Origin of the sequence: Sphingobium psychrophilum, from assembly GCF_012927105.1 — a bacterium.
In the GTDB taxonomy this organism is placed as follows: domain Bacteria; phylum Pseudomonadota; class Alphaproteobacteria; order Sphingomonadales; family Sphingomonadaceae; genus Sphingobium; species Sphingobium psychrophilum.
In genome coordinates this window covers 203420-230086 of the sequence record NZ_JABBFV010000001.1, presented here as the reverse complement: position 1 = coordinate 230086, position 26667 = coordinate 203420, and the positions used below count along the sequence as shown (strand labels likewise).

General features: G+C 64.5%; 29 protein-coding genes. 16 read left to right on the top strand and 13 right to left on the bottom strand.

Annotated features, from left to right (window positions below; all coding sequences use genetic code 11):
- Nucleotides 1-71: 71 nt before the first annotated feature.
- Both HHL08_RS01135 and mdoH read left to right on the top strand, forming a co-directional pair.
- The gene (locus tag HHL08_RS01135; RefSeq protein WP_169570615.1) at nucleotides 72-1571 is read left to right on the top strand and encodes a glucan biosynthesis protein; all 1500 of its coding nucleotides are present in this window, start codon (nucleotides 72-74) and stop codon (nucleotides 1569-1571) included.
- 62 nt (nucleotides 1572-1633) lie between these two features.
- Nucleotides 1634-3523 carry a glucans biosynthesis glucosyltransferase MdoH gene (mdoH, locus tag HHL08_RS01130; RefSeq protein WP_169570614.1) on the top strand — a complete coding sequence of 630 codons (1890 nt, stop codon included), beginning with the start codon at nucleotides 1634-1636 and terminating at the stop codon, nucleotides 3521-3523.
- A gap of 87 nt (nucleotides 3524-3610) precedes the next feature.
- Here mdoH and HHL08_RS01125 read toward each other — a convergent pair whose 3' ends face one another.
- The 8 genes from HHL08_RS01125 to HHL08_RS01090 form a co-directional block, all read right to left on the bottom strand.
- The gene (locus tag HHL08_RS01125) at nucleotides 3611-4342 is read right to left on the bottom strand and encodes a sigma-70 family RNA polymerase sigma factor (RefSeq protein WP_169570613.1); all 732 of its coding nucleotides are present in this window, start codon (nucleotides 4340-4342) and stop codon (nucleotides 3611-3613) included.
- A 14-nt stretch (nucleotides 4343-4356) separates the two neighbouring features.
- Complete coding sequence (gene flhA, locus HHL08_RS01120; protein ID WP_169570611.1) at nucleotides 4357-6489, bottom strand: flagellar biosynthesis protein FlhA; 2133 nt, start codon at nucleotides 6487-6489, stop codon at nucleotides 4357-4359.
- A 9-nt stretch (nucleotides 6490-6498) separates the two neighbouring features.
- Nucleotides 6499-7314, bottom strand: a complete 816-nt coding sequence (locus HHL08_RS01115) for a lysozyme family protein (RefSeq protein ID WP_169570609.1) — start codon at nucleotides 7312-7314, stop codon at nucleotides 6499-6501.
- Between the two features lie 144 nt (nucleotides 7315-7458).
- Nucleotides 7459-7767 (bottom strand): hypothetical protein, encoded by a 309-nt coding sequence (locus tag HHL08_RS01110; RefSeq protein WP_169570607.1) that lies wholly within the window; start codon nucleotides 7765-7767, stop codon nucleotides 7459-7461.
- Nucleotides 7768-7782: 15 nt separating this feature from the next.
- Entirely contained in the window at nucleotides 7783-8058 is a 276-nt protein-coding gene (gene flgM, locus HHL08_RS01105; protein ID WP_169570606.1) for a flagellar biosynthesis anti-sigma factor FlgM, read from the bottom strand.
- Nucleotides 8059-8102: 44 nt separating this feature from the next.
- Nucleotides 8103-8684, bottom strand: a complete 582-nt coding sequence (locus HHL08_RS01100) for a flagella basal body P-ring formation protein FlgA (protein WP_169570604.1) — start codon at nucleotides 8682-8684, stop codon at nucleotides 8103-8105.
- A 60-nt stretch (nucleotides 8685-8744) separates the two neighbouring features.
- The gene (locus HHL08_RS01095) at nucleotides 8745-9242 is read right to left on the bottom strand and encodes a flagellar motor protein MotB (protein WP_169570603.1); all 498 of its coding nucleotides are present in this window, start codon (nucleotides 9240-9242) and stop codon (nucleotides 8745-8747) included.
- Entirely contained in the window at nucleotides 9239-9907 is a 669-nt protein-coding gene (locus HHL08_RS01090; protein WP_169570601.1) for a MotA/TolQ/ExbB proton channel family protein, read from the bottom strand. Before HHL08_RS01090 ends, HHL08_RS01095 begins: the two co-directional genes overlap by 4 nt.
- Nucleotides 9908-10163: 256 nt before the next feature.
- Between HHL08_RS01090 and flgB the strand changes: the two genes are divergently transcribed.
- From flgB to HHL08_RS01020, 14 genes are all read left to right on the top strand, one after another.
- Nucleotides 10164-10532: a flagellar basal body rod protein FlgB gene (gene flgB / locus HHL08_RS01085; RefSeq protein WP_169570599.1), complete on the top strand. Its 369-nt coding sequence runs from the start codon at nucleotides 10164-10166 to the stop codon at nucleotides 10530-10532.
- Between the two features lie 2 nt (nucleotides 10533-10534).
- Entirely contained in the window at nucleotides 10535-10945 is a 411-nt protein-coding gene (gene flgC, locus HHL08_RS01080; protein WP_169570598.1) for a flagellar basal body rod protein FlgC, read from the top strand.
- Nucleotides 10942-11598 (top strand): flagellar hook assembly protein FlgD, encoded by a 657-nt coding sequence (locus HHL08_RS01075; protein ID WP_169570596.1) that lies wholly within the window; start codon nucleotides 10942-10944, stop codon nucleotides 11596-11598. The genes flgC and HHL08_RS01075 overlap by 4 nt, the downstream gene beginning before the upstream one ends.
- A gap of 45 nt (nucleotides 11599-11643) precedes the next feature.
- Nucleotides 11644-12486 carry a flagellar hook-basal body complex protein gene (locus HHL08_RS01070; protein ID WP_169570595.1) on the top strand — a complete coding sequence of 281 codons (843 nt, stop codon included), beginning with the start codon at nucleotides 11644-11646 and terminating at the stop codon, nucleotides 12484-12486.
- Nucleotides 12487-12515: 29 nt separating this feature from the next.
- Entirely contained in the window at nucleotides 12516-13259 is a 744-nt protein-coding gene (locus HHL08_RS01065; protein WP_169570593.1) for a flagellar basal body rod protein FlgF, read from the top strand.
- Between the two features lie 69 nt (nucleotides 13260-13328).
- Nucleotides 13329-14117, top strand: a complete 789-nt coding sequence (flgG, locus tag HHL08_RS01060) for a flagellar basal-body rod protein FlgG (protein WP_169570592.1) — start codon at nucleotides 13329-13331, stop codon at nucleotides 14115-14117.
- Between the two features lie 9 nt (nucleotides 14118-14126).
- Nucleotides 14127-14810: a flagellar basal body L-ring protein FlgH gene (locus HHL08_RS01055; RefSeq protein WP_169571074.1), complete on the top strand. Its 684-nt coding sequence runs from the start codon at nucleotides 14127-14129 to the stop codon at nucleotides 14808-14810.
- A 17-nt stretch (nucleotides 14811-14827) separates the two neighbouring features.
- The gene (locus HHL08_RS01050; protein WP_169570591.1) at nucleotides 14828-15955 is read left to right on the top strand and encodes a flagellar basal body P-ring protein FlgI; all 1128 of its coding nucleotides are present in this window, start codon (nucleotides 14828-14830) and stop codon (nucleotides 15953-15955) included.
- Entirely contained in the window at nucleotides 15955-16278 is a 324-nt protein-coding gene (locus HHL08_RS01045) for a rod-binding protein (RefSeq protein ID WP_169570590.1), read from the top strand. Before HHL08_RS01050 ends, HHL08_RS01045 begins: the two co-directional genes overlap by 1 nt.
- A complete protein-coding gene (flgK, locus tag HHL08_RS01040; RefSeq protein ID WP_169570589.1) occupies nucleotides 16275-17612 on the top strand; it encodes a flagellar hook-associated protein FlgK in 1338 nt (445 codons plus the stop codon). The genes HHL08_RS01045 and flgK overlap by 4 nt, the downstream gene beginning before the upstream one ends.
- Nucleotides 17613-17630: 18 nt before the next feature.
- Nucleotides 17631-18476 (top strand): flagellin, encoded by an 846-nt coding sequence (locus tag HHL08_RS01035; RefSeq protein ID WP_169570588.1) that lies wholly within the window; start codon nucleotides 17631-17633, stop codon nucleotides 18474-18476.
- A gap of 124 nt (nucleotides 18477-18600) precedes the next feature.
- Nucleotides 18601-19464 (top strand): flagellar motor stator protein MotA, encoded by an 864-nt coding sequence (motA, locus tag HHL08_RS01030; protein ID WP_169570587.1) that lies wholly within the window; start codon nucleotides 18601-18603, stop codon nucleotides 19462-19464.
- A 3-nt stretch (nucleotides 19465-19467) separates the two neighbouring features.
- The gene (locus HHL08_RS01025) at nucleotides 19468-20517 is read left to right on the top strand and encodes a flagellar motor protein MotB (RefSeq protein WP_169570586.1); all 1050 of its coding nucleotides are present in this window, start codon (nucleotides 19468-19470) and stop codon (nucleotides 20515-20517) included.
- A 102-nt stretch (nucleotides 20518-20619) separates the two neighbouring features.
- Nucleotides 20620-21039, top strand: coding sequence for a hypothetical protein (locus HHL08_RS01020; protein ID WP_169570584.1), 420 nt, complete (start codon nucleotides 20620-20622; stop codon nucleotides 21037-21039).
- Between the two features lie 64 nt (nucleotides 21040-21103).
- Here HHL08_RS01020 and HHL08_RS01015 read toward each other — a convergent pair whose 3' ends face one another.
- The 5 genes from HHL08_RS01015 to HHL08_RS00995 all read right to left on the bottom strand — a co-directional run bounded on the left by HHL08_RS01015 (nucleotide 21104) and on the right by HHL08_RS00995 (nucleotide 26434).
- Entirely contained in the window at nucleotides 21104-22459 is a 1356-nt protein-coding gene (locus HHL08_RS01015) for an ATP-binding protein (RefSeq protein ID WP_169570583.1), read from the bottom strand.
- A 10-nt stretch (nucleotides 22460-22469) separates the two neighbouring features.
- Nucleotides 22470-23189 (bottom strand): response regulator, encoded by a 720-nt coding sequence (locus HHL08_RS01010; RefSeq protein ID WP_169570582.1) that lies wholly within the window; start codon nucleotides 23187-23189, stop codon nucleotides 22470-22472.
- 159 nt (nucleotides 23190-23348) lie between these two features.
- Nucleotides 23349-24011 (bottom strand): EF-hand domain-containing protein, encoded by a 663-nt coding sequence (locus HHL08_RS01005; protein WP_169570581.1) that lies wholly within the window; start codon nucleotides 24009-24011, stop codon nucleotides 23349-23351.
- A 132-nt stretch (nucleotides 24012-24143) separates the two neighbouring features.
- Nucleotides 24144-25376 carry an argininosuccinate synthase gene (locus HHL08_RS01000; RefSeq protein WP_169570580.1) on the bottom strand — a complete coding sequence of 411 codons (1233 nt, stop codon included), beginning with the start codon at nucleotides 25374-25376 and terminating at the stop codon, nucleotides 24144-24146.
- Nucleotides 25377-25528: 152 nt separating this feature from the next.
- The gene (locus HHL08_RS00995; RefSeq protein WP_235954581.1) at nucleotides 25529-26434 is read right to left on the bottom strand and encodes a hypothetical protein; all 906 of its coding nucleotides are present in this window, start codon (nucleotides 26432-26434) and stop codon (nucleotides 25529-25531) included.
- Between the last annotated feature and the right edge of the window lie 233 nt (nucleotides 26435-26667).

Sequence of the window (26667 nt, the reverse complement as noted above, 5' to 3'; positions counted from 1 at the left end):
GGCGGAGGCTTCTTCGCATGGGCGCGGATACAGACTTGGCTTCGCCGGTTGTCCGCCCCATGATAAAAGCCATGAATGAGATCAACCGGCGCGCGATGATCGCCGCCTCCGCATCCGCCCTGCTCCTTCCGGACATGCTGTTCGCCCAGACCGGCGGCGACGCCTTTTCCTGGGACCGGCTGGTGGCGCAGGCGCAGCGCCTGGCGCGCGCGCCGTTCAAGGAGACGCCGCCCCATCCCGGCGCGGCGAAGGTCGATTATGACGCGCTGCATCAGGCGCGGTTCCGTGACGCGCGCACCCTGTGGGGCGACCTGCCCGGTGATACCGGGGTCCGTTTCTTTCCGCTGTCGGTGAACGCCGCCCAGCCGGTGTCGATCGCGATCGTGGAGAAGGGCCGCGCGACGCCGCTGCGCTATGACCCGACCATGTTCGAAACGCCCGCGGGGAATGCCGTCGCAGCGCTGGGACCGGATGCGGGCTTTGCCGGATTCCGCATCATGAATGCAGCGCGCGACGGCGATTGGCTGTCTTTCCTGGGGGCAAGCTATTTCCGCGCGCCCAGCCCGCAAAAGCAGTTCGGCCTGTCGGCCCGCGCGATCGCGATCAACACCAGCCTGGCGGGCAAAGAAGAGTTTCCCCGCTTCACCCATTTCTGGCTGGAGCGGACGGGTAATAGCAGCGTCACCATCTATGCGCTGCTGGACGGCGCGTCGATCGCCGGTGCCTTCCGCTTCGTCAGTAGCCTTGGGCCGCAGGGCGTGCAGCAGGACGTCACCGCCGCGCTCTTCCCGCGCCGCGCCATCCCCGAACTGGGGCTGATGCCGATGACCAGCATGTTCTGGTACGATCAGGCGAACCGGGTTCAGGGGACCGACTGGCGGCCGGAAATCCATGACAGCGACATGCTATCCATCGCGAGCGCCGATGGTTCCGCCCATGCCCGGCCGATCGTCAACCCGTCCGCCCCGCATTTCAGCGCCTTCAAGGAAGTCAGTCCCAAGGGCTTCGGGCTGCTCCAGCGCGACCGCGACTTCGACCATTATCAGGATGACGGCGTCTTCTACGATCGTCGCCCCTCGCTCTGGTCGACGCCCACCAGGCCGCTTGGTGCAGGTGCCGTGCGCCTCTACGCCTTCCCCACCGACAGCGAATATACCGACAATGTCGCCGCTTACTGGACGCCCGACGCTGCGCCGCGCGCGGGTGCACGGATCGACCTCGCCTATCGGCTCGACTGGTCGGCGGCGCGCACGCCCGCTTCGACCGGCCCAGCTTCTACCGGCATCGCCATCGTCGAGAATGTCTGGCGCGGACGCGGTGACGGCGATGCCGATCGGTTGGTGATCGACTTTGCCGGCGTCGCTGCGGGTAGCAAGCCCGACATCTGGGCGGATGTGGCCGGCGGCACGCTCATCAAGAAAGCCGGTTATCCGGTACTGGGCCGCGAAGGCCTGTTCCGCACGGTGCTCGACATACAGCGCGCGCAGGGCAAGTCGGCCGATATCCGGCTGCAATTGCGGGCGGGCGATCGGGCCTTAAGCGAATATGTGCATTATCCGCTGGGTGTCTGAAGGGAACCGTCTATGCATCGGGCGGTTGTGACATATTGGGTCAATCGCGATGGGTCTGATGAATGACGGGGAATGGAGGCGTGCAGGCGCCGACCACCGATGCCGGGGGCAAGCCGCTGGCGCGCGCCTTTGAACAGGTGCCGCCGGAAAGCGCGCTGGCCATGCCGGAACAGGATTTCGGTGCCCGACCGGATTTGATCGCGCGTCGCCCGCTCAACATCGATATCTGGGCGCGCCGTTTGCTGGTTGTGCTGCTTGCCCTCCTCCCCGCCGCCATGGCCGCGCATGAAATGCGCCGCTCGATCGGGCTGGACGGCATTTCCGCGTGGGAGGGCGTCTATCTCGCGCTCTTCATTCCGCTATTTGCCTGGATCGCTTTCGGCTTCGCCACCGCGATGATCGGTTTCCTGCTGTTGACGGTCGGCAAGGGCCGCAGCGTCACGCCCCGGCCGCTCAATGCCGCCACCCCGCTGAAGGGCAAGACCGCGATCCTGCTGCCGGTATGCAACGAGGATTTCCTGGGCGTGCTCGGCCGCCTGTCGATCATGGAACGATCGCTGGCGCAGGTGATGGGCGGCGAACGGTTTGAATTTTTCATCCTGTCGGATTCCAATCCCGAAAGTGGCGAAATCGAGCGCCGCGCCTTTCAGGAGATGCGCGCCTCCTTCTCGCGCCCCGTCCATTATCGTCGGCGCGCGCTCAATATCGGGCGCAAGCCGGGCAATATCGCCGAATGGGTGCAGCGCTTCGGCGGCGGATACGACTATATGGTCGTGCTGGACGCCGACAGCGTGGTCAGCGGGCAGACCATGGCGCGCCTGGCCGCCGATATGGAACGACATCCCCATGTCGGACTGATCCAGACCGTCCCCACCGTGATGGGCGCCGCCACCCTGTTCGCGCGCTGGCAGCAGTTCGCCAGCCGCCTGTTCGGGCCGACCTCGGCCGCCGGCATGATTTGGTGGGCGGGATCGGAAGGCATGTTCTGGGGCCATAACGCCATCGTGCGGGTCAGCGCCTTCGCCGAGAGTTGCGGCCTGCCTGAATTGCCGGGCCGCGCGCCGTTCGGCGGGCATATATTGAGCCACGACATGCTGGAGGCCGCCTTGCTGCGGCGGCGCGGCTGGGACGTGCATATGGTCACGGCCGACGACAGTTTCGAAGAATTTCCGCCGTCCATGCCCGACCTGTTCACCCGCGATCGCCGCTGGTGCCAAGGCAATATCCAGCATGTGCCCCTGCTGGTGAAGATCAAGGGCCTGCATCCGGTCAGCCGGTTTCAGCTGCTGGTCGGCGCATCGGCTTATTGCACGTCGCCGCTGTGGCTGGCGCTGATGCTGGTGGTGTTGGGTGGCGCGCTGACCGGCGTGTGGCCGCCGAGCGCGATCCTGCCGTCGGGCGGATTGCTGGCGCTGACGGCGGTGCTGCTATTTGGTCCCAAGCTGTTGGCGATCATCTGGGCTATGGCCGATCCGGCGCGGCGCATCGGCTTTGGCGGGGCGGCGCGGATGACGCGCGGCGTGCTGGTCGATATCATCCTGTCGATCCTGATGGCGCCGGTGGCAATGCTGACCCAGACGATCAACCTGTTCAGCATCTTGATGGGCCGCAAGGCGAGCTGGAACGGGCAGACCCGCGATCGCGACGGCATGGCCATGACCAGTGCGATCTGGCTGTTCAAATGGCATTTGCTGCTGGGCGCGGGGCTGACCACCATGGCGGTGAAGGTCGGGAGCCTGGGCTGGATGTCGCCGGTGGTCGCCGGGCTGTTCGCCGCGCCCGTGCTGGCCGCGCTGACCGCCCGCAAGGATCTGGGGCGCAAGGCGGAGGAGAATGGCCTGTTCCAGGTCGCCGATCCATGGTGGCGCACGCAAAGCTATCGCCCGCTGCGCTTCCGCTGGCCGAGCACCGACGGTCGGCGGGTCGGGCCGCTGGCGGCGAATGATGAGTGACAGCATGTTCCCCGGCGAAGGCCGGGGTCCAGTCCAGCCGTTTCAACTGGACCCCGGCCTTCGCCGGGGAACATGAAGTGTGGTCTTTCAGTCGTCCCAGTCGCGCAGTTTCTCGCGAAGCTTGTCGAGCGCCGCTTTCTTGATCTGGCACACCCGCGCTGCGCCGATGTCCATGGTCTGGCCGATTTCCTCCAGATTGAGTTCCTCGACGAAATAGAGTTGCAGTACCAAGGCCTCGCGCTGGGGCAGTTCGCCGATACAGGCGGCTAGCGCCTTTTTCAGCGATTCCTTCTCCATAATGTCGTCGGCGCGGTCCTCGACATCGGCAAACCACATCGACTGGTCGGAATAGACCTCGTCCATGCTGGTGTGCTGGACCATTTCGACGCTGTCGGCGATCTCTCGATAGGCGGCCGGCTCCAGCCCCATGTCCGCGGACATTTCGGCCTCGGTCGGCAGTCGGCCTAGCTTCTGCTCCAGACGATTACGCACCCCGGCAAGTTGTTTCCGCTTGGCCATGGCCGACCGGCAAATTGTTGCCTGCCGCCGCAGATGGTCGATCATCGCGCCGCGCACGCGCAACTGGGCATAGGCGGCAAAGCCCAGCCCCCGATCCTCGAAGCTGTTGGCGGATTCGACCAGCGCGACCATGCCGATCTGGAGCAGATCCTCGATATCGATCGCGGTCGAAACGCGGCCATGGACGTGCCAGGCGATCTTGCGCACCAGCGGCATATATTGGCGGGCCAGCCGTTCGGGACTGTTGTCGCCGGGCTTGGCATAGGTGTGGGCGCCGGCCGCGATCTTGTTCATATACATGACTCAGCCTCCTTTCAGGCGACCCGCTCGCGCGCTGGTTCGCGCTGGGGCGCGGGGTCGTGGCGGGGCGTGGGGCGTTGTTCGTTGCCGACGACGGCCACGACCTCGACGCCCTTGCCATCGGGGATTTCGAGGAAGGACAATATCGGCGTTTCGGGCAGATGCGGCTTGAACAGGCGGGCCAGCGCACGGCGCGCGACCGGCGAAGTGACGATGGCGAAATTGCGCGCCTGCCCCAGCAGCGGCCGGGCGGCGTGGATCACCGCTTCGACGATGCGGTTGGCGAGCGCCGGTTCGATCGGATGCTTGGCATCGCCTGCAACGCGCATCGCCTGCGCCAGCAATCCTTCCAGATCGCCGTCCAGGGTGATGACCGGCAGCGGCATCTTCACGGGCACAAGTCCTTGGATGATGAGCGCGCCGATGCGCTGGCGCACCGCTTCGACCAGTTGTTCGTGGCTCATGTCGGGGCGCGCGGCGTCGACCATGGCTTCGCAGATGCGGCGGAAATCCTTGAGCGCGATGCCTTCGGACAGGAGAGCGCGGCAGAGCGCGCTGATCTGCGTCAGGCTGAGCGTGCCCGGCGTCAGGCCATCGACCAGTTGGGGCGCGGCGTCCTTCAATGTGTCGAGCAGCTTGCGCGCTTCGTCCAGGCCGAACATTTCGGCGGCGTTCATCGCGATCAGCTGGTTCAGATGGGTGGCGACGACCGTCGGCGGATCGACCACGGTATAGCCCGCGACTACCGCTTCGCTGCGCTTGGCTTGGCTGATCCAGACGGCGTCGAGGCCGAAGGTCGGGTCTTTGGCCGGGCGACCGGCGACCACGCCTTCCAGCGCGCCGCTGTCGAGCGCGAGCAGATCGTCGGGCCAGATTTCGTCTTCGCCCACGACCACGCCGGCGATGGTGATGCGATACTGGTTCGGCTCCAGCGCCAGATTGTCCTTCACGCGAACCATCGGCACGACGAAGCCCAGTTCCTTCGACAACTGGCGGCGTATGCCGGTGATGCGCGCCATCAGCGGCGCGCCCTTGCGCTCGTCGACCAGGGCGATGAGGCCATAGCCGATCTCCAGCCCCAGGATCGCGCCGTCCGATACGTCTTCCCATTCGATGACGGCTGGATTGGGCGCGGGGGCGACCGGGGCAGGCTCGGCCGCCTTCTTCTGGACCGCCTTGCGCAATTGCCAGGCGATGCCGCCCGCGATCCCCGCAGCCGACAGGATGATGAGGTGGGGCATGCCGGGCAGGACACCCAGGAAGCCCAAAATCGCGGCGACCGGCACCCAGGCGCGGCCCGACCCGAACTGGCCGGCGATCTGGCCGCCCAGATCCTGTTCGCTCTTGACGCGGGTGACGATGGAGGCAGCAGCGATCGAGAGCAGCAACGCCGGGATCTGCGCCACCAGCGCGTCGCCGATCGCCAGGACGATATAGGTTTGCGCCGCTTCGCCGATGGCCAGGCCATGGCTGACCACGCCCAGGATGATGCCGCCGACGATGTTGATGACCAGGATCAGGATGCCTGCAACCGCGTCACCCTTCACGAACTTGCTCGCGCCGTCCATCGAACCGTAAAAGTCCGCCTCGGTCGCGACTTCGACACGGCGCAGCTTGGCTTCTTCGGGCGTCATCAGGCCGGCGTTCAGGTCGGCGTCGATCGCCATCTGCTTGCCGGGCAAGGCGTCCAGGGTGAAGCGCGCCGACACTTCGGAGACGCGGCCCGCGCCCTTGGTGATGACGACCAGATTGATGATCATCAGGATGGCGAAGACGAAGATGCCCACGACATAATCGCCACCGATCAGGAAGTGGCCGAACGCCTCGATCACCTGTCCCGCTGCGTCCGACCCCTCATGCCCCTGCACCAGCACGACGCGGGTCGAGGCGACGTTGAGCGCGAGGCGCAGCAGCGTCGCGAACAGCAGCACGGTAGGAAAACTGGAGAAATCAAGCGGCTTGCCCGCATTCAGCGCCACCATCAGCACCGCAAGAGAGATCATGATGTTGGTGATGAAGCCGATATCCAGCATGACCGCCGGAACCGGGACCATCATGAACACAACGACCATTAACGTCGCAAACGGCAGAACAGCGCCCTTGACGGCGCTCATCCAGATCTTCGCTTTGACTTGGGCGGGAGACATAAAGGGCCGTTACCTTCCGAGGGTGGCGAGCATGAGATAGGCGAGGCGCGCGGTCTGTGGCTGCGGGCGGATGCCGACATCCACCTGTTCGCTCAGACGCTGGGTTTCGATCCGCACATAGTCGGCGGGCTGGACCGTCTTCGCGCCCGCAGGCAGCGCAGCGGACGCATATTGGATGTCGGCGCCCAGGCCGTCAGAGCTTTTCTGGAGCTTGGAGGCGAAGCGATCACGGATGTCGGCAAAGCTGCGGGCGTTGCCGCTACGGTCGTAGAAGATCGAGCGGTTGGCGCGCGCTGCGGACGGGAACAGCGATGCCGCGCTCGCATCCGGTGCGCGATCATGGACCGACAGGAATTTGGACGCGCCGCCGACGCCCAGGAAATGGGCGAGATAGAGATCGACCGGCTCGGCTTCGCGTCCCAGCTTCGATTCCAGATAGGCTTTGTTGTCGGCGGCATGTTCCGCCGCCATCACTGACGCCGTCTCAGGGTGCTTGCGCAGGTCTAGGATCTGCTGGCGCAGTTCCGGGTCAGCGACATAGTAACGGCCGCCGCTCTGCTGGATCGCATTGGACGCCCAGCCCAGGCCATATTCGCTGCCATGCTTGTCGACGACGGCGAGCCAGCTCTGATCGATGAATTGATAAAGGCCGGTGGCGGACGATGTCGCCGCGCGGGCGGTGGGGTTCAGGCTGGATTCGATCTTGGCCTGGCCCAGCAGATAGGAGAAGTCGACACCAGTACGGCGGCTCGCCATCGCAATCGCGTTGGTGACGCGATTACCTGTCGAAGTACCGGTTGCTGATATGTCTGCGAAAGCCGACACGACTAAAATCCTCATTTGCTAGCGAGGACATTAGAGCAAGGCTTGTGCCAAGATTTGGTTAACGCCGGTAAGGATTTCGGGACGTACAACGAAAAACGGCGCCGAAGGGCGCCGCTTTAGTCGAAACTGGAAAAAAAGAGTCTATTAGCGGCCGTAGGTCAGCGGCGCGGCCTGCGCGCCATGGGCGGCGAGAATGGCGAGGCGTTGCTGGGCATGATCGGCCAGCAGCTTGACGCGGATACGGGCGCTGTCGAGCAGCGGCACCATCATGCTCAGCCGTTCGATCACGGCCAATTCAGAACGCCAGGCACCGATCGCGCGGACGGACGCAGCCGCGCGGCTGACGCGATTGCTGGCCAGTTCGATAGCGGCGGCGTCAGTGCCATCAAGCACGTCGCGAAGATCCTCGAAAGCGTCGAAGAGATCGTCCAGCGCGGCAAGACCCAATGGCATGATATATGTCCCTTATCAGGCGGCCGACAGGTCGAGGGCGACCATGCGTTCCGCGATAGCGTTGGCGTTTACCGGATAGTTGCCCGATGCGATCGCAGCCTTGATCGCGGCGATGCGATCCATATCGACCGGCGCACCCTGGGCGGCCATGCGCGCGGCGGGACTGGCCGACGCGGCGCTGGCGGAGGATGTGGCCGAACCGGTGGCAGCGGATGCGCGCGTCTTGGCCCCTTCCCGCAGGCGGGTCGCCTCTATGGCGGCGCTGATATTCTGGCCCACAGACTTGATCATTGGGTAAATCCTTCACTCGTCCCTACTGCCTATAACGGACAAGTTCAAAAATCATTAAATGCCGGAATGCGCACGACGCCCATTTGTACGACCTGGGCGAAAATCGGCGAACTTTTCTTGTCTTCGCGCACGCGGATCGTCTCGCCCATTGCCCCGTCCTCATCCGCGACCATCATGCGCGATACGCTGAACACGGCGTTGCCGGCCATGAGTTGCACAGGATCGCCCTTGCGCACGACCGCCTCTTTCGCGGCGACCGGCGCGGCGCGGGTGAAGCGGTTGGCGGCGGCGGCGTAGCGGGGCACTGGGCCAGATGCAGCGGCGGATGCGCCCGCGACCAGCGGCACGCGGATGCGCCAGCCAAGCGCGGCGCATTGCACCATCGCTGCGCCGAACACCGGCCCTTCAACGCTGGGCGTGGTCGGACAGGCGGCCAGGCGCAGGCGGCGATCGACCGGCGCAGCGGGGCCGCCCGGCTCGCCCAGATTAGCGCCGACGGTCATCGCCACCAGGCTGTCGATACGGTCGAGATTTTCGAATTTCTGATTGCCCTGCGCCTGGGCCAGCGCGGGCGACACGCTGGTCAGCGCGGCGGCGGCGAGAAGGATGGGCGAAAATCGAAACACGGCATGTCTCCTGACGGACGGTCTTTGCCAGGATTTCAGCAATATCCGTGCCAATTATCGTTAATGGCCCGGTGCGATGTGGATCAGCTGCCCCTGCCCGGCCTTGTCGTCACCCTGATCGAGACCGCGGATCAGCAGGCGATCCTGCGCGATGCCGTTCATGCGCAGCGCGCGGGCGACCGCACCCAGACGGGCCGCGGCGAGATCCCAGTCGTCGAAGCGCTGGCGGCCGCGGTCCGATCCGTCGCTGCGGATTTCCAGCCCGCCCGGCTCCCGCGCGAAGCGCTGCGCCACGACGGCCAAACGCGCCCGACCGGCGTCGCTGAGCAAGGCGTCGCCCGGCACGAACAGGTCGGCGGCGCGCAATGCCACGCCCTGCCGCATCGCCCGTCCGCCAAATTGTTGGCTGACCTGCGATAGCATGGCGTCGCGGCGCGATCCGCTGGCTTGCAGCAGCACGAAGAAGGCGAGGAGGAGAAGGAGGAGATCGGCAAAGCTGACCGCCCAGCGATTGCGCCGGGCAGCGGTAGAGGATGCCGAAGAAGGCGGCGCGCTCATGCGACTTCGCGGATCGCGGCGCGGCGCAAAGGTGCATTTTCGCGGCGGGCGATTCCCAGCATCCGGTCGGCCACTTCCCGCTGCCAGGCCAGTTCGCGTTCGGACAGGTCGGACAAGCGCGCGGCGATCGGCGCGGCGAGAAGATTGGCGACGACGACGCCATAGAAGGTGGTGAGCAGTGCGAGCGCCATGGCGGGACCAAGCGCAGCCGGATCGTCCATGGCGGCGAACATGCCGACCAGGCCGATGATCGTGCCGGCCATGCCCAGCGCGGGCGCGGCGTCGGCGATCGACAGCCAAGCCTTGTGGACCGCGCCATGGCGCTGCGCCCGGTCGGCCAGCGCTTGCGCCGCCCAGAGTTCGAACATATCAGCGCGCTCGCTATTGGCGAGCTTGCGCGCGGCTTCGGTAAGGAAGGGGTTGGCGGTCTTCACCCGATCGGTGCACGACAGGCCGCGCAATTGCGCCACCTGGTCGATCTTCAGCATCGCCGCCCGCGCGGCATCACGATCGCGCGCCGGATCGGCCGTCATCAGCGGATGCAGCGCCGTAATAGCGCGACCCACCGCCCCGACGCCATTCTGGAACAGCGCCACCAAAGCGATCCCGCCCAGCATCGCCGCTAGGGTCAATGGATCGAACAAATGGCCGATAATCGCGATCATGAACGCCCGTTCCCTTACCCTATCGCTTGTCGTCTCGTCCGACGGCGGCAACGCCCTGCCGCCGACCGGCAAAAATTTGCCGCCCTTGCCGCCTCCCCCACGAAAAGCCTGGTTTTCCGCGATTGTCCGCGCTGCCGATGCGTCACCCACGCAAATTGGCACGGCTCTTGCTGATCTCCAGGCTGGATCACCCGCAGGAGACGCCATCAGGTGTCAGAACGGCGGGGGACGCAAAACTTTTAGAGCGAATTTGACAATGTCGGTGGAAGACAATCTCTTCGGGATACATGGGAAGGCGCTGGCGCTGCGTTCGCAACGCCTGTCCCTGCTCGCATCCAACATCGCCAACGCCTCCACGCCTGGCTACAAGGCGCGCGACATCGATTTCGAGGCCGCGCTGAAGGAAGCGACGACCCGCGTCGGCAGCAGCGCAACCGACGTGCTGCAGGCCGCCGACGATGCGATGGGCTATCGCGTGCCGTTGCAGCCCAGCCTGGACGGCAACACCGTCGAACTGAGCACCGAACAGACGCTGTTTGCGGAAAATGCCGTCAAATATCGCACGACCCTCTCCTTTCTGGAGGGTCGCATCAATACCATCAACCGTGCGCTGAAGGGTGAATGAGCATGAGTGGTTCCACCCCCATGAACATCTTCGACATTGCCGGCCGCGCCATGAGTGCGCAACTGGTGCGTTTGAACGCCACCGCGTCCAATATGGCGAACGCCGGCAATGTCACCGGCAGCGCCGCGGAAGCCTATCGCGCGATCAAGCCGGTGTTCGAATCCGTGACCGACACGCCCGGCGTGTCGACCGTCAAGGTCAAGAATGTCGTCACCACCAGCGCCGAGCCGACCAAGCGCCACGATCCCAATCATCCGCTGGCGGATGCCAATGGCGATGTGTGGGAAGCCGCGGTGGATGGCAATGCCGAGCTGGTCGACATGATCGAGACCGCGCGCATGTATCAAAATAATGTGCAGGTGCTCAACACCGCCAAATCCCTGATGCTCGAAACCATAAGGATCGGCAAATGACGACGACCACCGCAACCGACAGCGCTGGCCTGTCGGTCTATAATCCCAAGGCGATCGTCGGCACCGGCAGCGCAGAGATGGGCCAGTCGAGCTTCCTGACGCTGCTGACCGCGCAGATGCAGTATCAAGACCCGTTCGAACCGGTCGATAACGCCCAGATGGTGTCGCAGATGGCGACCATCACCAATTCGTCCGGCATCGCGGAAATGAACCAGACTCTCAAAAGCCTGGCGAGCGAGCTGACCGGCACGCGGCTGGGCGATGCGGCCAGCTGGATCGGCAAGTCGATGCTAGTGCAGAGCAATATCGCCGCGCCCGACGCGACAGGCACTTATGCCGGCCAGATCACCCTGCCCGCCGCGACCGAAGGCGCGACCATCGACCTGGTCGATAGCAGCGGCAATGTGGTCAAGACCATCGACATGGGATCGCAGGCCGCCGGCGACGTCACTTTCTATTGGGACGGCAAGGATGACGCGGGCGAAACCGTCTCAACCGCCGCCTTGCAGGTCAAGGTCAATGGGGCGACCCCCACCAAGGTCGCGACCTGGGCCACCATCGCCGCCGTCCAGTCACCCGCCGACGGTTCCTCCTCCAAACTCATCACCGCGCTCGGCAGCTACAGCCCGTCCGACGCGATCAGCCTGATGTAAACCCTACCCTTTTTCACTCATCCTTTTCACCCAAGGAGTAACGCCATGTCCTTCTATATCTCCCTGTCGGGTCTGAAAGCATCGCAGACCGACCTATCGACCATTTCGAACAACGTCGCCAACGTCAGTTCGACCGCGTTCAAGAAGAGCAAGGCGCAGTTCGGCGACATCTTCGCCGCCGCGCCGATGCAGACCACCAGCCAGGTCGCCGGCCAGGGCGTGCGTGTGCAGGGCGTCGCCCAGCAGTTCACGCAAGGCACGCTGGAAACCACCGACAAGACGCTCGACCTCGCCATCACCGGCGAAGGCTATTTCACGGTCAAGGGCGAAGACGGAAATATCAGCTACACCCGTAACGGCGCCTTCGCCGTCGATGACGACCGCTATGCCGTCGACACGACCGGCGCGCGCATCCAGGTGTTCGCCGTCGATCCGACCACCGGCGCGACGACCGTCGATCCCACCAGCGCAACCCCGGCCAACCTGACCGACCTCCAGATCCCCAACACCTTTGACGGCACCGCCACCGGCGCGCAGCTGACCAGCGTGGGCGTGGACAAAAAGGGTATGGTATCGGCCGTCTATGCCGACGGCAGCACCGTCTATCTGGGCCAGGTCGCCATGGCGTCCTTCAACAGCCAGGAAGGTTTGCGGCAGGAGGGCGACGCCCACTGGACGTCGACCGTCGCCAGCGGTTCGCCGATCCTGGGCACCGCCAATCAGGGCATGTTCGGCTCGGTAAACAGCGGCATGCTCGAACGCTCCAACGTCGACATCACCGACGAACTGGTGAACCTGATCGCGGCGCAGCGCAATTTCCAGGCGAACAGCAAGGCGATCGAGGCGGCGAACACGCTGACCACGACCATCGTCAACCTGCGCACTTAAAACCAAGCTCAGGATAGAAGGCTCAGCCCATGGATCGGCTCGTCAATACGGCACTTACCGCGATGCGCGGCGCGATGGCGCGGCAGACGGCGGTCGCGAACAACCTCGCGAACGTCAATACCGTCGGCTTTCGCGCCGAGATCGCCAATGCCGAGACGCGCTGGATCAAGGGCGACACTTTCGACACCCGCGCGCAAGCGTCGGAACAGGTGATCGCGGCCGACATGGCGCAGGGCGCGGTTACCGAAACCGGCAATCCGCTGGACGTGGCGATGAACGGCGATGCTCTGCTCGCCGTTCAGGCCACCGATGGCAGCGAAGCCTATACGCGCCGCGGCGACCTGAAAATCACCGACAGCGGCCTGCTGACCACCGGCGACGGCCTGGCCGTGCTGGGTGAAGGCGGCCCGATCACCCTGCCCCAAATGGACAGTGTTTCCATCGCCAAGGACGGCAGTATCTGGGGCGTGCCCCAAGGCGGCGACCCGGCCAACCCGCAGCAGGTCGATAAGCTGAAGCTCGTCAATGCGGCCGGCTCCAGCATCGCCAAGGGCACCGACGACCTGTTTCGCGAAGTCAATGGCGGCGCGTTGCCGTCCGATCCGCTGGCGACCGTCACATCGGGTTCGGTCGAAGGATCGAACGTCAATGCGACGCAGGCGCTGGTCCAGATGATCGAAGCCAGCCGCGCTTGGGAAACCCAGGTGAAGATGATCGATACCGCCAAGCAGATGGACGACGGCGGCGCATCGCTCATGAAACTGGATGGTTAATTTTGGCACGCATCTTGCTGTGATTGATGCACGAGCACCCTTCGGGGATGCGCCACGGAGAAATGAACGATGAGCAACGCCGCCCTTCATGTCGCCCGCACTGGCCTCGACGCGCAGAACACGAAGATGCGCGTGATCGCCAACAATCTGGCGAACGTCAACACGACCGGTTTCAAGAAGGACCGCGCCGATTTCGAGACGCTGGCCTATCAGCAGATCATCCAGGCCGGTTCCAATTCGGACAGCGAGAACAAGTTCGCCACCGGCCTCAATCTCGGCTCCGGCGTCGCGTTGCAGGGCACGAGCAAGATCAACACTCAGGGCACGCTGAACCAGACCAACAATGTGCTGGATATCGCGATCGAGGGTTCGGGCTATTTTCAGGTGCAGCAGCCCGACGGCTCCATCGCCTATAGCCGCGCCGGCAATTTCAGCGTCACCGCCGAAGGCACCGTCGTCACCAGCGACGGCCTGCCGCTGATCCCGCAAATCACCGTGCCGCAGGGCGCGACGTCGGTGGCGATCGGCAATGACGGCACCGTGACCGCGACGTTGCAGGGCGAAAGCGCGCCGAGCAATCTGGGCCAGATCGAAATCGCCACCTTCATGAACCCGGCGGGCCTGACCTCCATCGGCGGCAACCTGCTGACCGAAAGCGCCGCGAGCGGCGTGCCGCAGGTCGGCGTCGCGGGCCTGGAAGGCCGCGGCCTGATGCGGTCGGGCTATCTGGAAACATCGAACGTCAACATCGTGGAAGAGCTGGTCGACATGATCGAAACCCAGCGCGCCTATGAGGTCAACAGCAAGATGATCAAGGCGACCGACGAGATGCTCCAATATGTCAACCAGAATATCTAAGGCCAGATGATGCGCCTCTCCTACGCCACCATCGCCGCGATTTCGCTGATCGCGCTGGCCGCGTCGCCCGCCGACGCAGCCAAGCAGAAGAAGCGCGATATCGAGCGCGATTTCTACGCGCCGACCGTCATCCCCCTGCCCGTCGCCCCGCCGGCGAACGGGTCGATATTCCAGGCGTCGACCGGCTACACCCCGCTGACCAGCGGTGCGCGCGCGACCAGCGTGGGCGACATCATCACCATCGTCCTGGTCGAACGGACCCAGGCGAGCAAGACGACGAGCGCCGACACCGCCCGCAACGGAACGATCGGCATCGCGCCGCCGACCACCGGCATCCTGTCCAAGCTGTTTTCCGCGAGCGACGTATCGGCCGGCGGCCAGAACAGCTTCACCGGCAAGGGCAATGCCAGCCAGTCGAACGCGCTGAGCGGCGAGATCACCGTGACGATCGCGGCAACCTATCCCAACGGCACGATGCTGGTGAAGGGTGAAAAGGCGCTGACGCTCAACCGCGGCGACGAATTCATCCAGATCAGCGGCCTCGTCCGTCAGGCCGATATCGCACCCGACAACCGCATCGCATCGACCCGCGTCGCCGACGCCAAGATCATTTACAAGGGCAAGGGCGAGATCGCCAATGCCAGCCGCCAGGGCTGGCTCCAGCGCTTCTTCTCCGCGATCAGCCCCTTCTGATGGAAGCCGCAAACGCCATGATCCGCCCCCTCCTGTTGCGGCTGTTTCGCCTGCTCCTGCCGATCTTCGCGCCCCTGTGCGCGCTGGTCGCCGCGCCCGCCGCCCAGGCCGAGCGGGTCAAGGATCTGGGCACCTTTCAGGGGGTCCGTCCCAACCAGTTGACCGGATACGGCATCGTCGTTGGCCTCGCCGGCACGGGCGATGACAGCATCGAATATGCGACGCAGGGCATGAAGGGCGTCGTCTCGCGCTTCGGCCTCACCCTGCCGCAGGGCGTCAATCCGGCGCTCAAGAACGCGGCGGCCGTGCTTGTCACCGCCGACCTGCCTGCCTTTGCCAAGCCTGGCCAGCGGCTGGACGTCACGGTGTCGGCACTGGGCAAGTCCAAGTCGCTGCGCGGCGGCACGCTGATCCTGACGCCGCTGCGTGGCGCGGATAACGAGATTTACGGCATGGCGCAGGGCAACCTGGCCGTCGGCGGCCTGGGCGTGTCCGGTGCCGATGGCAGCCAGGTATCGGTCAACATCCCGTCGGCCGGGCGCATCCCCGGCGGCGCGACGGTGGAACGCGCGGTCGCGACCGGGTTCGACACCGCGCCGACGCTGACGTTCAACCTGGCCGAAGCGGACCTGACCACGGCGCTGCGCGTCGCGGACGGCGTCAACCATGCCTTTGGCGACCGCCGCGCCCGCGCGATGGATGCCGTATCGATCGCGATCGACGCCGCGCCGGGCGCCGAAGACCGCATCATGATGATGGGGATGATCGAGAATATCGAGATTTCGCCCGCCGATGCCCCGGCCAAGGTGATCGTCAACGCGCGCACCGGCACCGTCGTCATCAATGGCGCGGTGAAAATTCATCCGGCCGCGGTGGCGCACGGCAAATTGACCGTCAGCGTCAACGAAAGTCCGCGCATTTCCCAGCCCGCGCCCTTCAGCCAGGGGCAGACCGCGGTGGAGCAATCGACCAGCATCAGCATCGACGAACAGAAAAAACCGATGATTAATTTTAAAGGTGGGGCGTCGCTGGCCGATATAGTCAAGGCGGTCAATGCGATCGGGGCTTCCCCGGCGGATATGGTCGCGATCCTCGAAGCCTTGAAACAGGCGGGCGCGATGAAAGCCGAATTGGTGGTGCTGTGATGCAGGTAGCGACGACAACCTCCCCCGCCACGGCCAGCGCGGGGACATCGAACAAGGCGTCCCTGCAAAAAGTGGCGCAGCAGTTCGAGGCCGTCTTCCTGCGCCAGATGATCGGCGCGATGCGGTCGGCGAGCCTGGCCGAGGGCATCGACGATTCCGCCGCGACCCAGCAATTTCGCGACATGGCTGATTCCCGCACCGCCGATGCGATGGCCAGCAAGGGCGCGATGGGCATCGCCGAATTGCTGCTGAAACAATTTGGCGACCGGGTGAGCGACGCTCCTGCAACGCCGGACGCTTCGACCGCGGCGACGGGCGCATGAGCGACCTCTTCATCATCGGCGCTTCGGGGACCAAGGCCTATCGGGCGGCCATGGCCGCGATCGGCGAAAATATCGCCAATGCCAGCACCGACGGCTATGCACGCCGATCGGTGCGGACGATCGAATCCGGGTCGTCCACCGCGACGATGGCGACCTATATCTCGCGCGCCAATTTCGGCGGCGTGCAGGTCGCCGGCATCAACCGCGCGGCCGACCCCTATCTCGACGCCACGGTCCGCAACACCGGCATGGCGATGGGCAGTTCGACCGCCCGCCTGCGCTGGCTGACCGACGCAGAAACCGCGCTGAACGACACCGGCACCGGCATCGGCCAGCTGATGACGGGCATGTTCCAGAATATGGAGAAGCTGGCGGCAAGCCCGACCGATACGTCGCTGCGCGTCACCACGCTCGACAGCATCAGCCGGGTTTCGCAAGCGTTCAGCCAGACATCCGCCGATCTTCAGAATGTGTCGAGCGGCGTCGCCACGGAGGCGCAATCGTCAGTCGATACGATCAACCGTTCGCTCGCCTCGCTGGCGGACATCAATAACAGCCTGCTGCGCGCGCAGCCCGGCACCTCCGCTTATGCCCAGTTGCTCGACAGCCGCGATTCGGCGTTGCAGACGCTGTCGGAAAATCTGAACGTCACCGTCAGCTTCGGCGCGCATGACAGCGCGCAGATCATTTTCGGGGGGCAGACGCTGGTTACCGGCGACAGCGCGACCAGCCTTTCGATGGCCGCCGGCACCGATGGCAGGCTTTCGCTGAGCCTGGCCGATGGCACGGCGTTGACTGCGCCTGCCAACGGCACGCTGGGCGGCCTGTTTTCCGCCGCCGGCACCGTGGCGGACCGTCGGGAAAATCTGGACACGCTGGCCGAACAATTCGTCACCGACATCAACGCCTGGCACGCGCAGGGCGTGACCGACGGCGGCGCAGCGGGCAGCCCATTGCTGTCCTATGGCGGCAGCGCCGCGACCGTCGCCGCGCTCATCACCGATCCGGCCCAGCTGGCGACCCGCTCGTCGGACGGGACGCTCAACGGCAATCTGCTGACCGTCAATTCCGTTCTGCGGGGCAATGGCAGCGTGGAGCAGAATTGGACGACGCTGATCGCGTCCCACGCGACTTTGGTGGCGTCGACCCAGGCGGAATATGACACGGCGAGCAGCCGCAACGACCAGGCGGTCGCAGCGCGCGAAGCGGTGAGCGGCGTCGACCTGGACATGGAAGCGGCCGACCTGCTGCGCATCCAGCAGGCCTATTCGGCCTCCGCCAAAATCCTGCAGATCGCCAAAGAGACGATCGATTCTATCATGAACATCATCTGACCCGGAAAGGACTGAGCCATGGTAGGTATCACCAACAAGATCATGCTCGCCGAAATCCGGCGGCAGCAGAAATTATCGCAGGACATTGTCGATGGACAGACCGCGATCTCTACAGGGATCACGCTCAACAAGCCGTCCGACAATTCGCTCGCCTGGGTTCAGGTATCCGACATCGGCCGCGCCCAGGCGCAGCAGGCCGCCTGGCAATCCAACATCAGCTATGGCACCACCCGCGCCGGCAATGCCGAGGCCAATCTGTCGGAAATCGACAATCTGCTGACGCGCGCGCAGGAATTGGTGACGTCGGCCCGCAACGGGTCGCTCAACGACACCAGCCGCGCCGCGATCACCGAGGAAATGTCCACCATCCGCACGACGATCGACGAACTGCTGAACCAGAAGGATTATCAGGGCGTGTCCGTCTTCGACGACGGCCAAAGCGTGCTGGTGCCGGTCAGCCGGGGCCTGAACCTGGCGGTGGTCGGCACGAAGCAGGACGTATCGGAAGGGATCGACGTCGATGGCACGCCGATGTCGATCGACGACATATTGGCGCAGAGCATCGCCGCGATCCAGAACGGTGACGACGCGGCCATCGCCGCCACGCTCGAAGGGGTAAAGGTCGCACAGGGCCATATCGCGGTCGAGCAAGCCAAGCAGGGCGTGCGCAGCGATCGGCTGGACGTGGTGGGGACGCGGTTGACCAATGTCGACCTGGACCTGACCGAACGGCGCGCATCCCTCGAATCGACGGACCTGAGCGAAGTGATCGCCAATGTGAAAGCCCAGTTGCTGCAACTCGACGCGGCGCAATCGGCCTTTGCCCGGATCAACCAGCAGACCCTGTTCGACCTGATCAGCTAATCGCAGGCTAAAAAGCGGTGCGGTCCTAAACCAGACGCTAACCAGTCCGTATTAACCACAAGGACACGGCGTCGCACGCGACGTGGGGAGTTACCGCCTCCGGGCGCGTCAATCGGGGATTTTCATGTTCGCAGCCATCGGCCTAGTCATTCTGATCGTCATGGTGTTCGGCGGCTTCGCCTTCACCGGCGGCGACCTTGGCCCCGTGTTGCACGCGCTGCCGCACGAAATGCTTATCATCGGCGGCGCCGCGGTCGGCGCGCTCGTCATCGGCAATAGCGGCGCGGACCTGAAGGCGCTGGGCGGCGGCCTTGCCAAGGTATTCAAGGGCGCCAAATATAAGAAGCAGGATTTTCTCGACTGCATCTTCCTCGTCAGCAAACTGATGAAAACGCTGCGCGTCGAAGGGCCAGTCGCGCTGGAACCCCATATCGAAGACCCGTCCAGCTCCACCATCTTCACCGAATATCCCAAGCTGATGAAGGACAAGGCGCTGGTCCACCTGATCAGCGACACGCTGCGTCTGGTCGTCATCTCGTCCGGCACGCTCGACCCCCATGCGGTCGAGGACGTGATGGACAATGCGCTCAAGACCCATCACCACGAAGCGATCAAGCCCGCTGACAATCTGCAAGGGCTGGCCGACGCCCTGCCCGCACTCGGCATCGTCGCGGCGGTTCTGGGCGTGGTGAAGACCATGGGTTCGATCGACCAGCCGCCCGCCATATTGGGCGCGATGATCGGTTCGGCGCTGGTCGGCACTTTCCTTGGCATTCTGCTCGCTTATGGCATGGTCAATCCCTTCGCCAACCGCTGCCGCAGCGTGATCGAAGCGGACGGCGCCATCTATCAGGTCGTCAAACAGATCATCATCGCCTCGCTCCACGGCCATCCGCAGCCGTTGGTGATCGAAGCCGCCCGTTCGGGCCTGACCCACGCCAACCAGCCCGGCTTTGCCGAAGTGTTCGACGGCATGCGGGGCAAATAAGCCATGGCGGAAAAGAAGCGCGGCGCGAACGAGCCGGAACCCCGGCCGATCATCGTCAAAAAAATCATCGTCGAAGGGCATGCCGGCCATCATGGCGGCGCCTGGAAGGTCGCCTATGCCGACTTCGTGACGGCGATGATGGCGTTTTTCCTGCTGATGTGGCTGCTGGGTGCGACCACCGAAAAGCAGCGCAAGGGGCTGGCCGACTATTTTACGCCGACGCTGGTGCAGATGAAGGAAAATTCGGCCGGGTCCAATGGCATGTTCGGCGGTGACAGCATGATGGGGAAGGATAATTATCCGACCACCGGCGGTCAGGGCAATCTGGCCATCACCATCCCGCGCGATGCCAGTGGCACCAAGGACCAGGGCGGCAAGGCGACCCGCGCCGCCGACCGCCAGAAATTCGAATCGATCAAGAAGAGCCTGGAAGAGCGCATGATCGCCAAGGGGCTGGGCAAGCTGCGCAAGAATGTGCGCTTCACCGAAACGCGCGAAGGGTTGCGCATCGACCTGATCGACGAAGCCGACTTCGCGATGTTCGCTATGGGCACCGACCGGCTGGTCCCGCAGGCGCGCGCGCTGATTTCAGAAGTTGCGACCGTGCTCCAGACCATGCCCAACCCGCTGATCGTGCGCGGCCATACCGATGGCCTGCCCTATGCGTCGGGCCGGACCATGACCAACTGGATGCTGTCGTCCAGCCGGGCCGAAACGACGCGCAAGACACTGGCCGACAGCGGCATCGGCAATGCCCGCTTCGCCCGGATCGAAGGGGTGGCCGACCGCGAACCGTTCATCAAGGACGACGCCTATGATCCCCGGAACCGGCGCATGTCGATCATCCTGGGCTGGACCCGCGGCGGCGGCGATGGCGATGACGGCGCATCGGACGCGGAAACCAAGACCGCGATCAAGGAACGCGACAACCCCGTCCGGGCGGCGAAGGAACAGGCGCAGAAGCTGGACATGGGCGGCACCGGCCTGCCCAACGGCGCAGCGCTGATCAACCCGGCCGCACCGGGAACGTCGAACAAGCCGGGCAAGCATTGAGTAAAGCGCGAGTGGCAAAAAGGGTGGAAGGCGGACGGGCAGCTTTGAACTATTTGGTAGGAGAAACCTGTCATTCGCTACCCAACGACACGGGGCTGAAGCATGGAAACCCATAGCCTAGAAAGATTTGGCGTTCGTTCTGCGGAGGACATCGCATTGCGCGAGTCCGCCGCTGCACTGGAAAATGATATCCGTGCGGCTCCCGGCTTATCCGAATTGCTGCAAGACGATTCAACAGCCTCTCATGTCGGTCATCACATGTGGGGTGGCGTGATACGTAAACTGGACACACCCATGTTTCTTCAGATTTGCGATGGCGAGATTGGCCAGATGCTCTCAAATCTCAGAGGCAAAGGCGAACACTACATGTTCCTTCCGCGCCTTAGAGCGCGTGAAATCGGCCCGGACGAAATAACGCCGGAAGAGTTCCTCAAAGCCGCCGGTTGGCAAGTCCTGAACGACGACGACCATGTTATCTTTTGGGAGGCTTGGAAAAAAGCTGGCAATCGCTGGGTTGAGTAGATGACCGCTTATAAGGCGAACGGTAGTCGGTAAAAATGGCAACAAATGGTCGGTTAGACGACCTTCAACCCGGCAGCAGCAAACTCGCTTCCAACCCGCCTTCGGGCCGGTTCGCCAAACGCAATTCGCCCTGATGTTCGGCCATGATCGCCCGGACCAGCGCCAGGCCCAGGCCCGAACCGCCGGTTTCGCGATTGCGTGAGCCTTCTAGGCGGGTGAAGGGTTCCAGCATCTCTTCCATCCGGTCCTCCGCAATGCCCGGCCCTTCGTCGGCGACGGCGATGCGGATGTTGCCATTTTCGTGCAGCACCGACACATGGGCGCGATCACCATAGACGATCGCGTTTTCGATGAGGTTGCGCAGCGCGCGGCGGATCTGCTGGGGGCGGACGAAGGCGACGGCGCGATCGCAGTCGGCCAGGTCGACGGGCGATCCCAGTTCGATGAAATCCTCCACCACGGCGTCGGCGAGCGCGGCCAGATCGACCTTCTGCGCGGCCTGCGTGCTGCGGCCCGCGCGGGCAAGCGAAAGGATATCCTCCAGCATCCGGTTCATCTCGTCGATCGTTTCGGACATGCGTGCGCGCTCTGCATCGTCCTCGACCGATTCGGTGCGCACGCGCAGCGAGGCGAGCGGGGTGCGCAGGTCGTGGCCGATCGCGCCCAGCATCCGGTCCTTTTCGTCCAGCATGGCGATGATGCGCGCGCGCATGGCGTTGAACGCCATGGTGAGGTCGCGCACATCGCCCGGCCCGCGCTCATCCACTGCGTCGGCCGCGCCGGTGCGGGCGAACTGCTGGGCGGAGCCGGTAAGCTGTTTCAGCGGGCGCGCCAGTCGACGCCCCATCCAGAGCAGCGGCAGCAGGACGATGACATAGAGGATGAGCGTCTGGCCAACCAGCCAGCCGCCAAAGCGCTGCGGCCGGTCGCCGCCAGAACGCGCCTGCGCCACCACCCATTTACCCGGTTCATATTCCGCCGCCAAGGTCAGCAGGCCGACACTATGATCGTGCGGCCCATCCCCATTGGCGCGCATACGGATACGTTCCCAGCGTCGGACGGGCATGACTTCGCTCGTCTGGACCGCGCGGACGCTCAGGATGCGCAGGCCGACATCTTCGAACATCACCGTCGCGCGCCGTTCGACATCCGGGCGCGCTTGCCCGGTCAGTTCGGGCGCGCCGGTGACGAAGCGCGCACGCATACGGCCGCGTTGCCGGTCCCCTTCCCGTTCCACGCGATTGTCGAGCGCATCGACGACGCGATAGACGGCGGGCGCAGTCTGGCCGGTCAGTTCGAGCCGCTGCCGTTCGCGCAGCAGCAGGCCGAAATTGATCGCCTGCGCCACGAACAGCGCGATCGCGACCAGCGCGATGATCTGGCCGACCAGGCTTTGCGGCCACAGGCGCAGCTTTTTCATAGGGGCCGCTTCACAGTTTGCGGACTTCGGCCGACAGGGTGTAGCCGCCGCCCCAGACGGTCTTGATGAGCGTCGGGTTCTTGGGGTCCGGCTCGATCTTCTTGCGCAGGCGGCTGATCTGGTTGTCGATCGCCCGGTCGAAGGCATTGGCTTCGCGGCCCTGGGTGATGTCGAGCAACTGGTCGCGGCTGAGCACCGAATTGGGGCGGGTGGCAAAGGCCAGCATCAGATTATATTCGGCCGTTGAGAGCGGCAACGACACGCCCTCGCTGTCGACCAGGGTGCGTTCCTGCGTCTTGAGCATCCAGCCGGCGAAACTGTAATTGGCGCCATCAGGCGCGGTGACGCGCTGGCCGCCGGTGGCGACGCGGCGGAAGATCACCTTGATCCGGGCGACCAGTTCACGCGGCGAAAAGGGTTTGAGCACATAATCGTCCGCGCCCATTTCCAGGCCCACGATACGATCCGTCTCTTCGGTGCGCGCGGTCAGCAGGATGACGGGAATCTCGCTCGTCTCGCGGATGTGGCGGCACAGCGAGAGGCCATCCTCGCCCGGCATCATGATGTCGAGGATCACCATGTCGATCGCATTGGCGGCGAGGCGCAGCCGCGCTTCGGACGCGCTTTCGACGGCGGTGACGCGAAAACCGTTGCGGCCCAGATACTGCGCCAGCGGTTCGCGGATCGAACGCTCGTCATCGACGAGCAGGAGATGGGGTCGGTCGCTCATGCTGCCTGTCTGTCATGGCTGGAGAAAGGTTGGAAGGGCGAAGGCAAAAGGGGGCAAGCCTTCGCCCTTCCGGTGCGGGTGGCGCTGGCGCGGAGCCAGGGGAGGAACCCCGCGTCCTGCGCCACCCGATGGGTCGATCAGTGTGCGATCAGTGCGCGATCAGTTCTGGGGCGCGGGCGGCGGACCCTTGCGGTCCTTCCATTCGGCCCGCATCGTCTGGCGCGCGGCCTTCATTTCGTCGGCGGTGACGAAACCGTCCTTGTTCGCGTCCGCCTTGTCGAACATCGCGACCGGGCGGGCCATGAATTCGGCCTTGGTCATCGTGCCATCCTTGTTGGCGTCACCAAAGCCGCCGCCCGGACCGCCATGGCCCATCATGCCGCCACGACCGGGGCCGCGATGATGGCCGCCACGGCCGCGCCCTTCGCGTTCACCCGGCTTTCCGGCTTGCGCGCGGCGTTCCTGACGCTTGTCGGCGCGGGCTTCATGACCGGCGGTAAATTCGGTCTTGCTGATCTGGCCGTTCTTGTCGGCGTCGAGTTCAGCGAAGCGGGCGTCCTGCCGCTGCTGGCGCATCGCGTCGCGATCCTTCTGGGTGATCTGCCCGTCGCGATCGACGTCCATCTTGGCGAAGCGGGCTTCCAGACCGGCGGTCAGTTCCGCCTTGCTGATCTTGCCATCCTTGTTGGTGTCGGCTTGTGCCATCATGCCGCCGCGCGGGCCGCCTTCGGCACCGGGCTGGGCATAAGCGAGATGGGTTGCCGCCACGCCGCCGACGAACAACGAACCGACCGCAACGGTGGTGAAGAATTTGCGAAGCATGTCTGTCTTCCTTTTTGCATCTGTTGGGCGGCATGTCCGCTGCCCTTGACGATGTTTATGGAAGGAAGTTGTCCCGCAGATATGTCACGCCGCCCGCTAGTTTGTCGCATAGTGTAACGGGCGGCGGCATGGTCATTCCCGGTCGCGACGGCCCAGCAGACGCAAACGGAGCGCATTCAGCTTGATGAAGCCCGCCGCGTCGCGCTGGTCGTAGGCGCCCGCATCGTCTTCGAACGTCACGACCTTTTCGCTGTAGAGCGAGTAAGGCGATTTGCGGCCGACGACGGAGACACTGCCCTTGTAGAGCTTCAGGCGGACGGTGCCGGCCACCTTTTCCTGGCTATGGTCGATCGCGGCCTGGAGCATCTCGCGCTCAGGCGAGAACCAGAAGCCGTTATAGATCAGCTCGGCATATTTGGGCGCGAGTTCGTCCTTGAGATGCGCGGCGCCGCGATCGAGCGTCAACTGCTCGATGCCGCGATGGGCGAGGTGATAGATGGTGCCGCCCGGCGTTTCATACATGCCGCGCGACTTCATGCCGACGAAGCGGTTTTCGACCAGGTCGAGGCGGCCGATGCCATGTTTGCGGCCATATTCGTTGAGCGTTTCGAGCAGGGTCGCCGGCGACATGCCGACGCCGTTGATCGCAACGCCGTCGCCTCGTTCGAAATCGACGGTGATATATTCGGGCGCGTCGGGCGCATCTTCCGGGTTTACCGTGCGCGAATAGACATAGTCCGGGGTTTCGTCCCACGGATCTTCCAGCACTTTGCCTTCGGAGCTGGTGTGCAGCATGTTGGCGTCAGTCGAGAAGGGGCTTTCGCCGCGCTTGTCGCGCGGGATGGGAATCTGATGCTTTTCGGCGAACTCGATCAGCTTGGTGCGGCTGGTCAAATCCCATTCGCGCCACGGCGCGATCACCTTGATGTCGGGGGCCAGGCCATAATAGCCCAGTTCGAAACGCACCTGGTCGTTGCCCTTGCCGGTTGCGCCGTGGCTGACGGCGTCGGCTCCCAGCATTCTGGCGATCTCGATCTGGCGCTTGGCGATCAGCGGCCGGGCGATCGAGGTGCCGAGCAGGTAGAGGCCTTCATAAAGCGCGTTGGAGCGCATCATCGGGAAGACATAATCCTTCACGAATTCCTCGCGCAGGTCGTCGATGAAGATATGTTCTTCCTTGACGCCCATCAGGCGCGCCTTGGCGCGGGCCGGCTCCAGTTCCTCGCCCTGCCCCAGATCAGCGGTGAACGTCACCACTTCGCACTGATAGGTCTGTTGCAGCCATTTCAGGATCACGCTGGTATCGAGACCACCGGAAAAGGCGAGGACGATGCGGTTGATCTTGTCTGGTGTCGGGGCTGGCATGGCTGGGGCGATTCTTCCGTAAAAGGGGCGCGGTAATGACCGGCGCGCCGGTAACAGGCGGGGGGCCAAAGCGCAACCGATGGGCTCCATGAAAAAGGGACGGAAAGCCGGTTTGGCCTTCCGTCCCATGGGAGTTCAGCTTGCGCTGCTTGTTAGCGGGTGCGCGGCTTCAGGAAGCCCGACGGCGCGCGATCATTGCCGAAGCGATAGACAGTCTGGCTGCGATCGATGGCCGCGGCGGGAACCGGCTCGGCATGCATCGTCTGCGGTGCGGGCGCAGCGACCGAGAAGGCTTCGCGCTGGGCGATCAGATGCTGGGCGCGGCGCAACCTCTTCGTCCGGGTAAGGAACGGATTGTCGGCACTCGGCGCAGCGGCGACCATCGCCTCCAGCGTCGCATTCTCCGTCTGTGCCGTAGCCAGCGCCGGGCGCGGCGTGATCGCACGAGCAGGCGTCACGGGAACGGGCGCAGGCTCGAACGTCGTAACCGGCGCGACGCGGGCGTCAGCGACCGCTTCATCGGGACGACGACGGCGCATCAACGCAGCGCCGCCCAGACCCAGCAACAGCATCGCGCCCCCACCCAGCGCCCAGAGCATCGCCTGGTCAGAGCGCGCGACCGATTGCGCCGCCGAGGCGGCCGGGGCGGCCTCCTGCGCCGGCGCAATGGCCGGGGTCGATTGAACAGGCGGTGCCGTCTCGACTGGCGCGGGGGCGACCGGGGTCACAGCGCCGGCGCGGGCAGCGACGGGTTCAGCCGTGCGTTCAACCGTCCGGGGGACGGAGCGAGCCAGCATCGGACGCGGCTTGGCGGCCTGAACCGCAGCCTGTTCTGCTTCCGCAGCGGCCGTCGCGGCGGCGATACGTTCCTCCAGCGGCGGGGTGGCCTGCACCACCGGCTGGCTAGGGGCAAATTCAGGCGTCGGCGTGGCAGCCGGCGCTGCGATAAGATCAGGTGCCGACGTCACCGGCATCGGCGCAGCGGGGGCAGCTTCCGGCGCAACGGTCGGGGCGACCGGCGACGCAGCGACCTGGGCCAGCAGCGGGGTTGCAGTCAAAGCCAGAACAGCGGCAATCGCGGCCCTGGCGGGGCGGTTTGTGCGAATATTTCCAGTCATAGCAGGACACCAACGGCCGACCGGGCGATTCAACGCAACCAGCCAATCCAAATCACGACGAATTGTGATAGTTCGGGGGCAAGATGAACGATATGAATATTCGTTCAGCTGAACATGAACGACTTATTTACAGAATAGGCCGAACAGCACGCAAATAACCATCCCATATATAG

Bases quoted from the DNA above. Each gene is read 5' to 3' on its own strand.
- flgM (WP_169570606.1), bottom strand. From the start codon at position 8,058: ATGATCAAGTCTGTGGGCCAGAATATCAGCGCCGCCATAGAGGCGACC.
- HHL08_RS01110 (WP_169570607.1), bottom strand. From the start codon at position 7,767: ATGCCATTGGGTCTTGCCGCGCTGGACGATCTCTTCGACGCTTTCGAG.
- HHL08_RS01020 (WP_169570584.1), top strand. From the start codon at position 20,620: ATGGAAACCCATAGCCTAGAAAGATTTGGCGTTCGTTCTGCGGAGGAC.
- mdoH (WP_169570614.1), top strand. From the start codon at position 1,634: ATGACGGGGAATGGAGGCGTGCAGGCGCCGACCACCGATGCCGGGGGC.
- HHL08_RS01010 (WP_169570582.1), bottom strand. From the start codon at position 23,189: ATGAGCGACCGACCCCATCTCCTGCTCGTCGATGACGAGCGTTCGATC.
- HHL08_RS01045 (WP_169570590.1), top strand. From the start codon at position 15,955: ATGCAGGTAGCGACGACAACCTCCCCCGCCACGGCCAGCGCGGGGACA.
- HHL08_RS01005 (WP_169570581.1), bottom strand. From the start codon at position 24,011: ATGCTTCGCAAATTCTTCACCACCGTTGCGGTCGGTTCGTTGTTCGTC.
- HHL08_RS01070 (WP_169570595.1), top strand. From the start codon at position 11,644: ATGTCCTTCTATATCTCCCTGTCGGGTCTGAAAGCATCGCAGACCGAC.
- HHL08_RS01000 (WP_169570580.1), bottom strand. From the start codon at position 25,376: ATGCCAGCCCCGACACCAGACAAGATCAACCGCATCGTCCTCGCCTTT.
- HHL08_RS01135 (WP_169570615.1), top strand. From the start codon at position 72: ATGAATGAGATCAACCGGCGCGCGATGATCGCCGCCTCCGCATCCGCC.
- HHL08_RS01090 (WP_169570601.1), bottom strand. From the start codon at position 9,907: ATGATCGCGATTATCGGCCATTTGTTCGATCCATTGACCCTAGCGGCG.
- HHL08_RS01095 (WP_169570603.1), bottom strand. From the start codon at position 9,242: ATGAGCGCGCCGCCTTCTTCGGCATCCTCTACCGCTGCCCGGCGCAAT.
- HHL08_RS01125 (WP_169570613.1), bottom strand. From the start codon at position 4,342: ATGTATATGAACAAGATCGCGGCCGGCGCCCACACCTATGCCAAGCCC.
- HHL08_RS01075 (WP_169570596.1), top strand. From the start codon at position 10,942: ATGACGACGACCACCGCAACCGACAGCGCTGGCCTGTCGGTCTATAAT.
- flgB (WP_169570599.1), top strand. From the start codon at position 10,164: ATGTCGGTGGAAGACAATCTCTTCGGGATACATGGGAAGGCGCTGGCG.
- HHL08_RS01025 (WP_169570586.1), top strand. From the start codon at position 19,468: ATGGCGGAAAAGAAGCGCGGCGCGAACGAGCCGGAACCCCGGCCGATC.
- flgK (WP_169570589.1), top strand. From the start codon at position 16,275: ATGAGCGACCTCTTCATCATCGGCGCTTCGGGGACCAAGGCCTATCGG.
- flhA (WP_169570611.1), bottom strand. From the start codon at position 6,489: ATGTCTCCCGCCCAAGTCAAAGCGAAGATCTGGATGAGCGCCGTCAAG.
- motA (WP_169570587.1), top strand. From the start codon at position 18,601: ATGTTCGCAGCCATCGGCCTAGTCATTCTGATCGTCATGGTGTTCGGC.
- HHL08_RS01065 (WP_169570593.1), top strand. From the start codon at position 12,516: ATGGATCGGCTCGTCAATACGGCACTTACCGCGATGCGCGGCGCGATG.
- HHL08_RS01015 (WP_169570583.1), bottom strand. From the start codon at position 22,459: ATGAAAAAGCTGCGCCTGTGGCCGCAAAGCCTGGTCGGCCAGATCATC.
- flgG (WP_169570592.1), top strand. From the start codon at position 13,329: ATGAGCAACGCCGCCCTTCATGTCGCCCGCACTGGCCTCGACGCGCAG.
- HHL08_RS01035 (WP_169570588.1), top strand. From the start codon at position 17,631: ATGGTAGGTATCACCAACAAGATCATGCTCGCCGAAATCCGGCGGCAG.
- HHL08_RS01050 (WP_169570591.1), top strand. From the start codon at position 14,828: ATGATCCGCCCCCTCCTGTTGCGGCTGTTTCGCCTGCTCCTGCCGATC.
- flgC (WP_169570598.1), top strand. From the start codon at position 10,535: ATGAGTGGTTCCACCCCCATGAACATCTTCGACATTGCCGGCCGCGCC.
- HHL08_RS01055 (WP_169571074.1), top strand. From the start codon at position 14,127: ATGCGCCTCTCCTACGCCACCATCGCCGCGATTTCGCTGATCGCGCTG.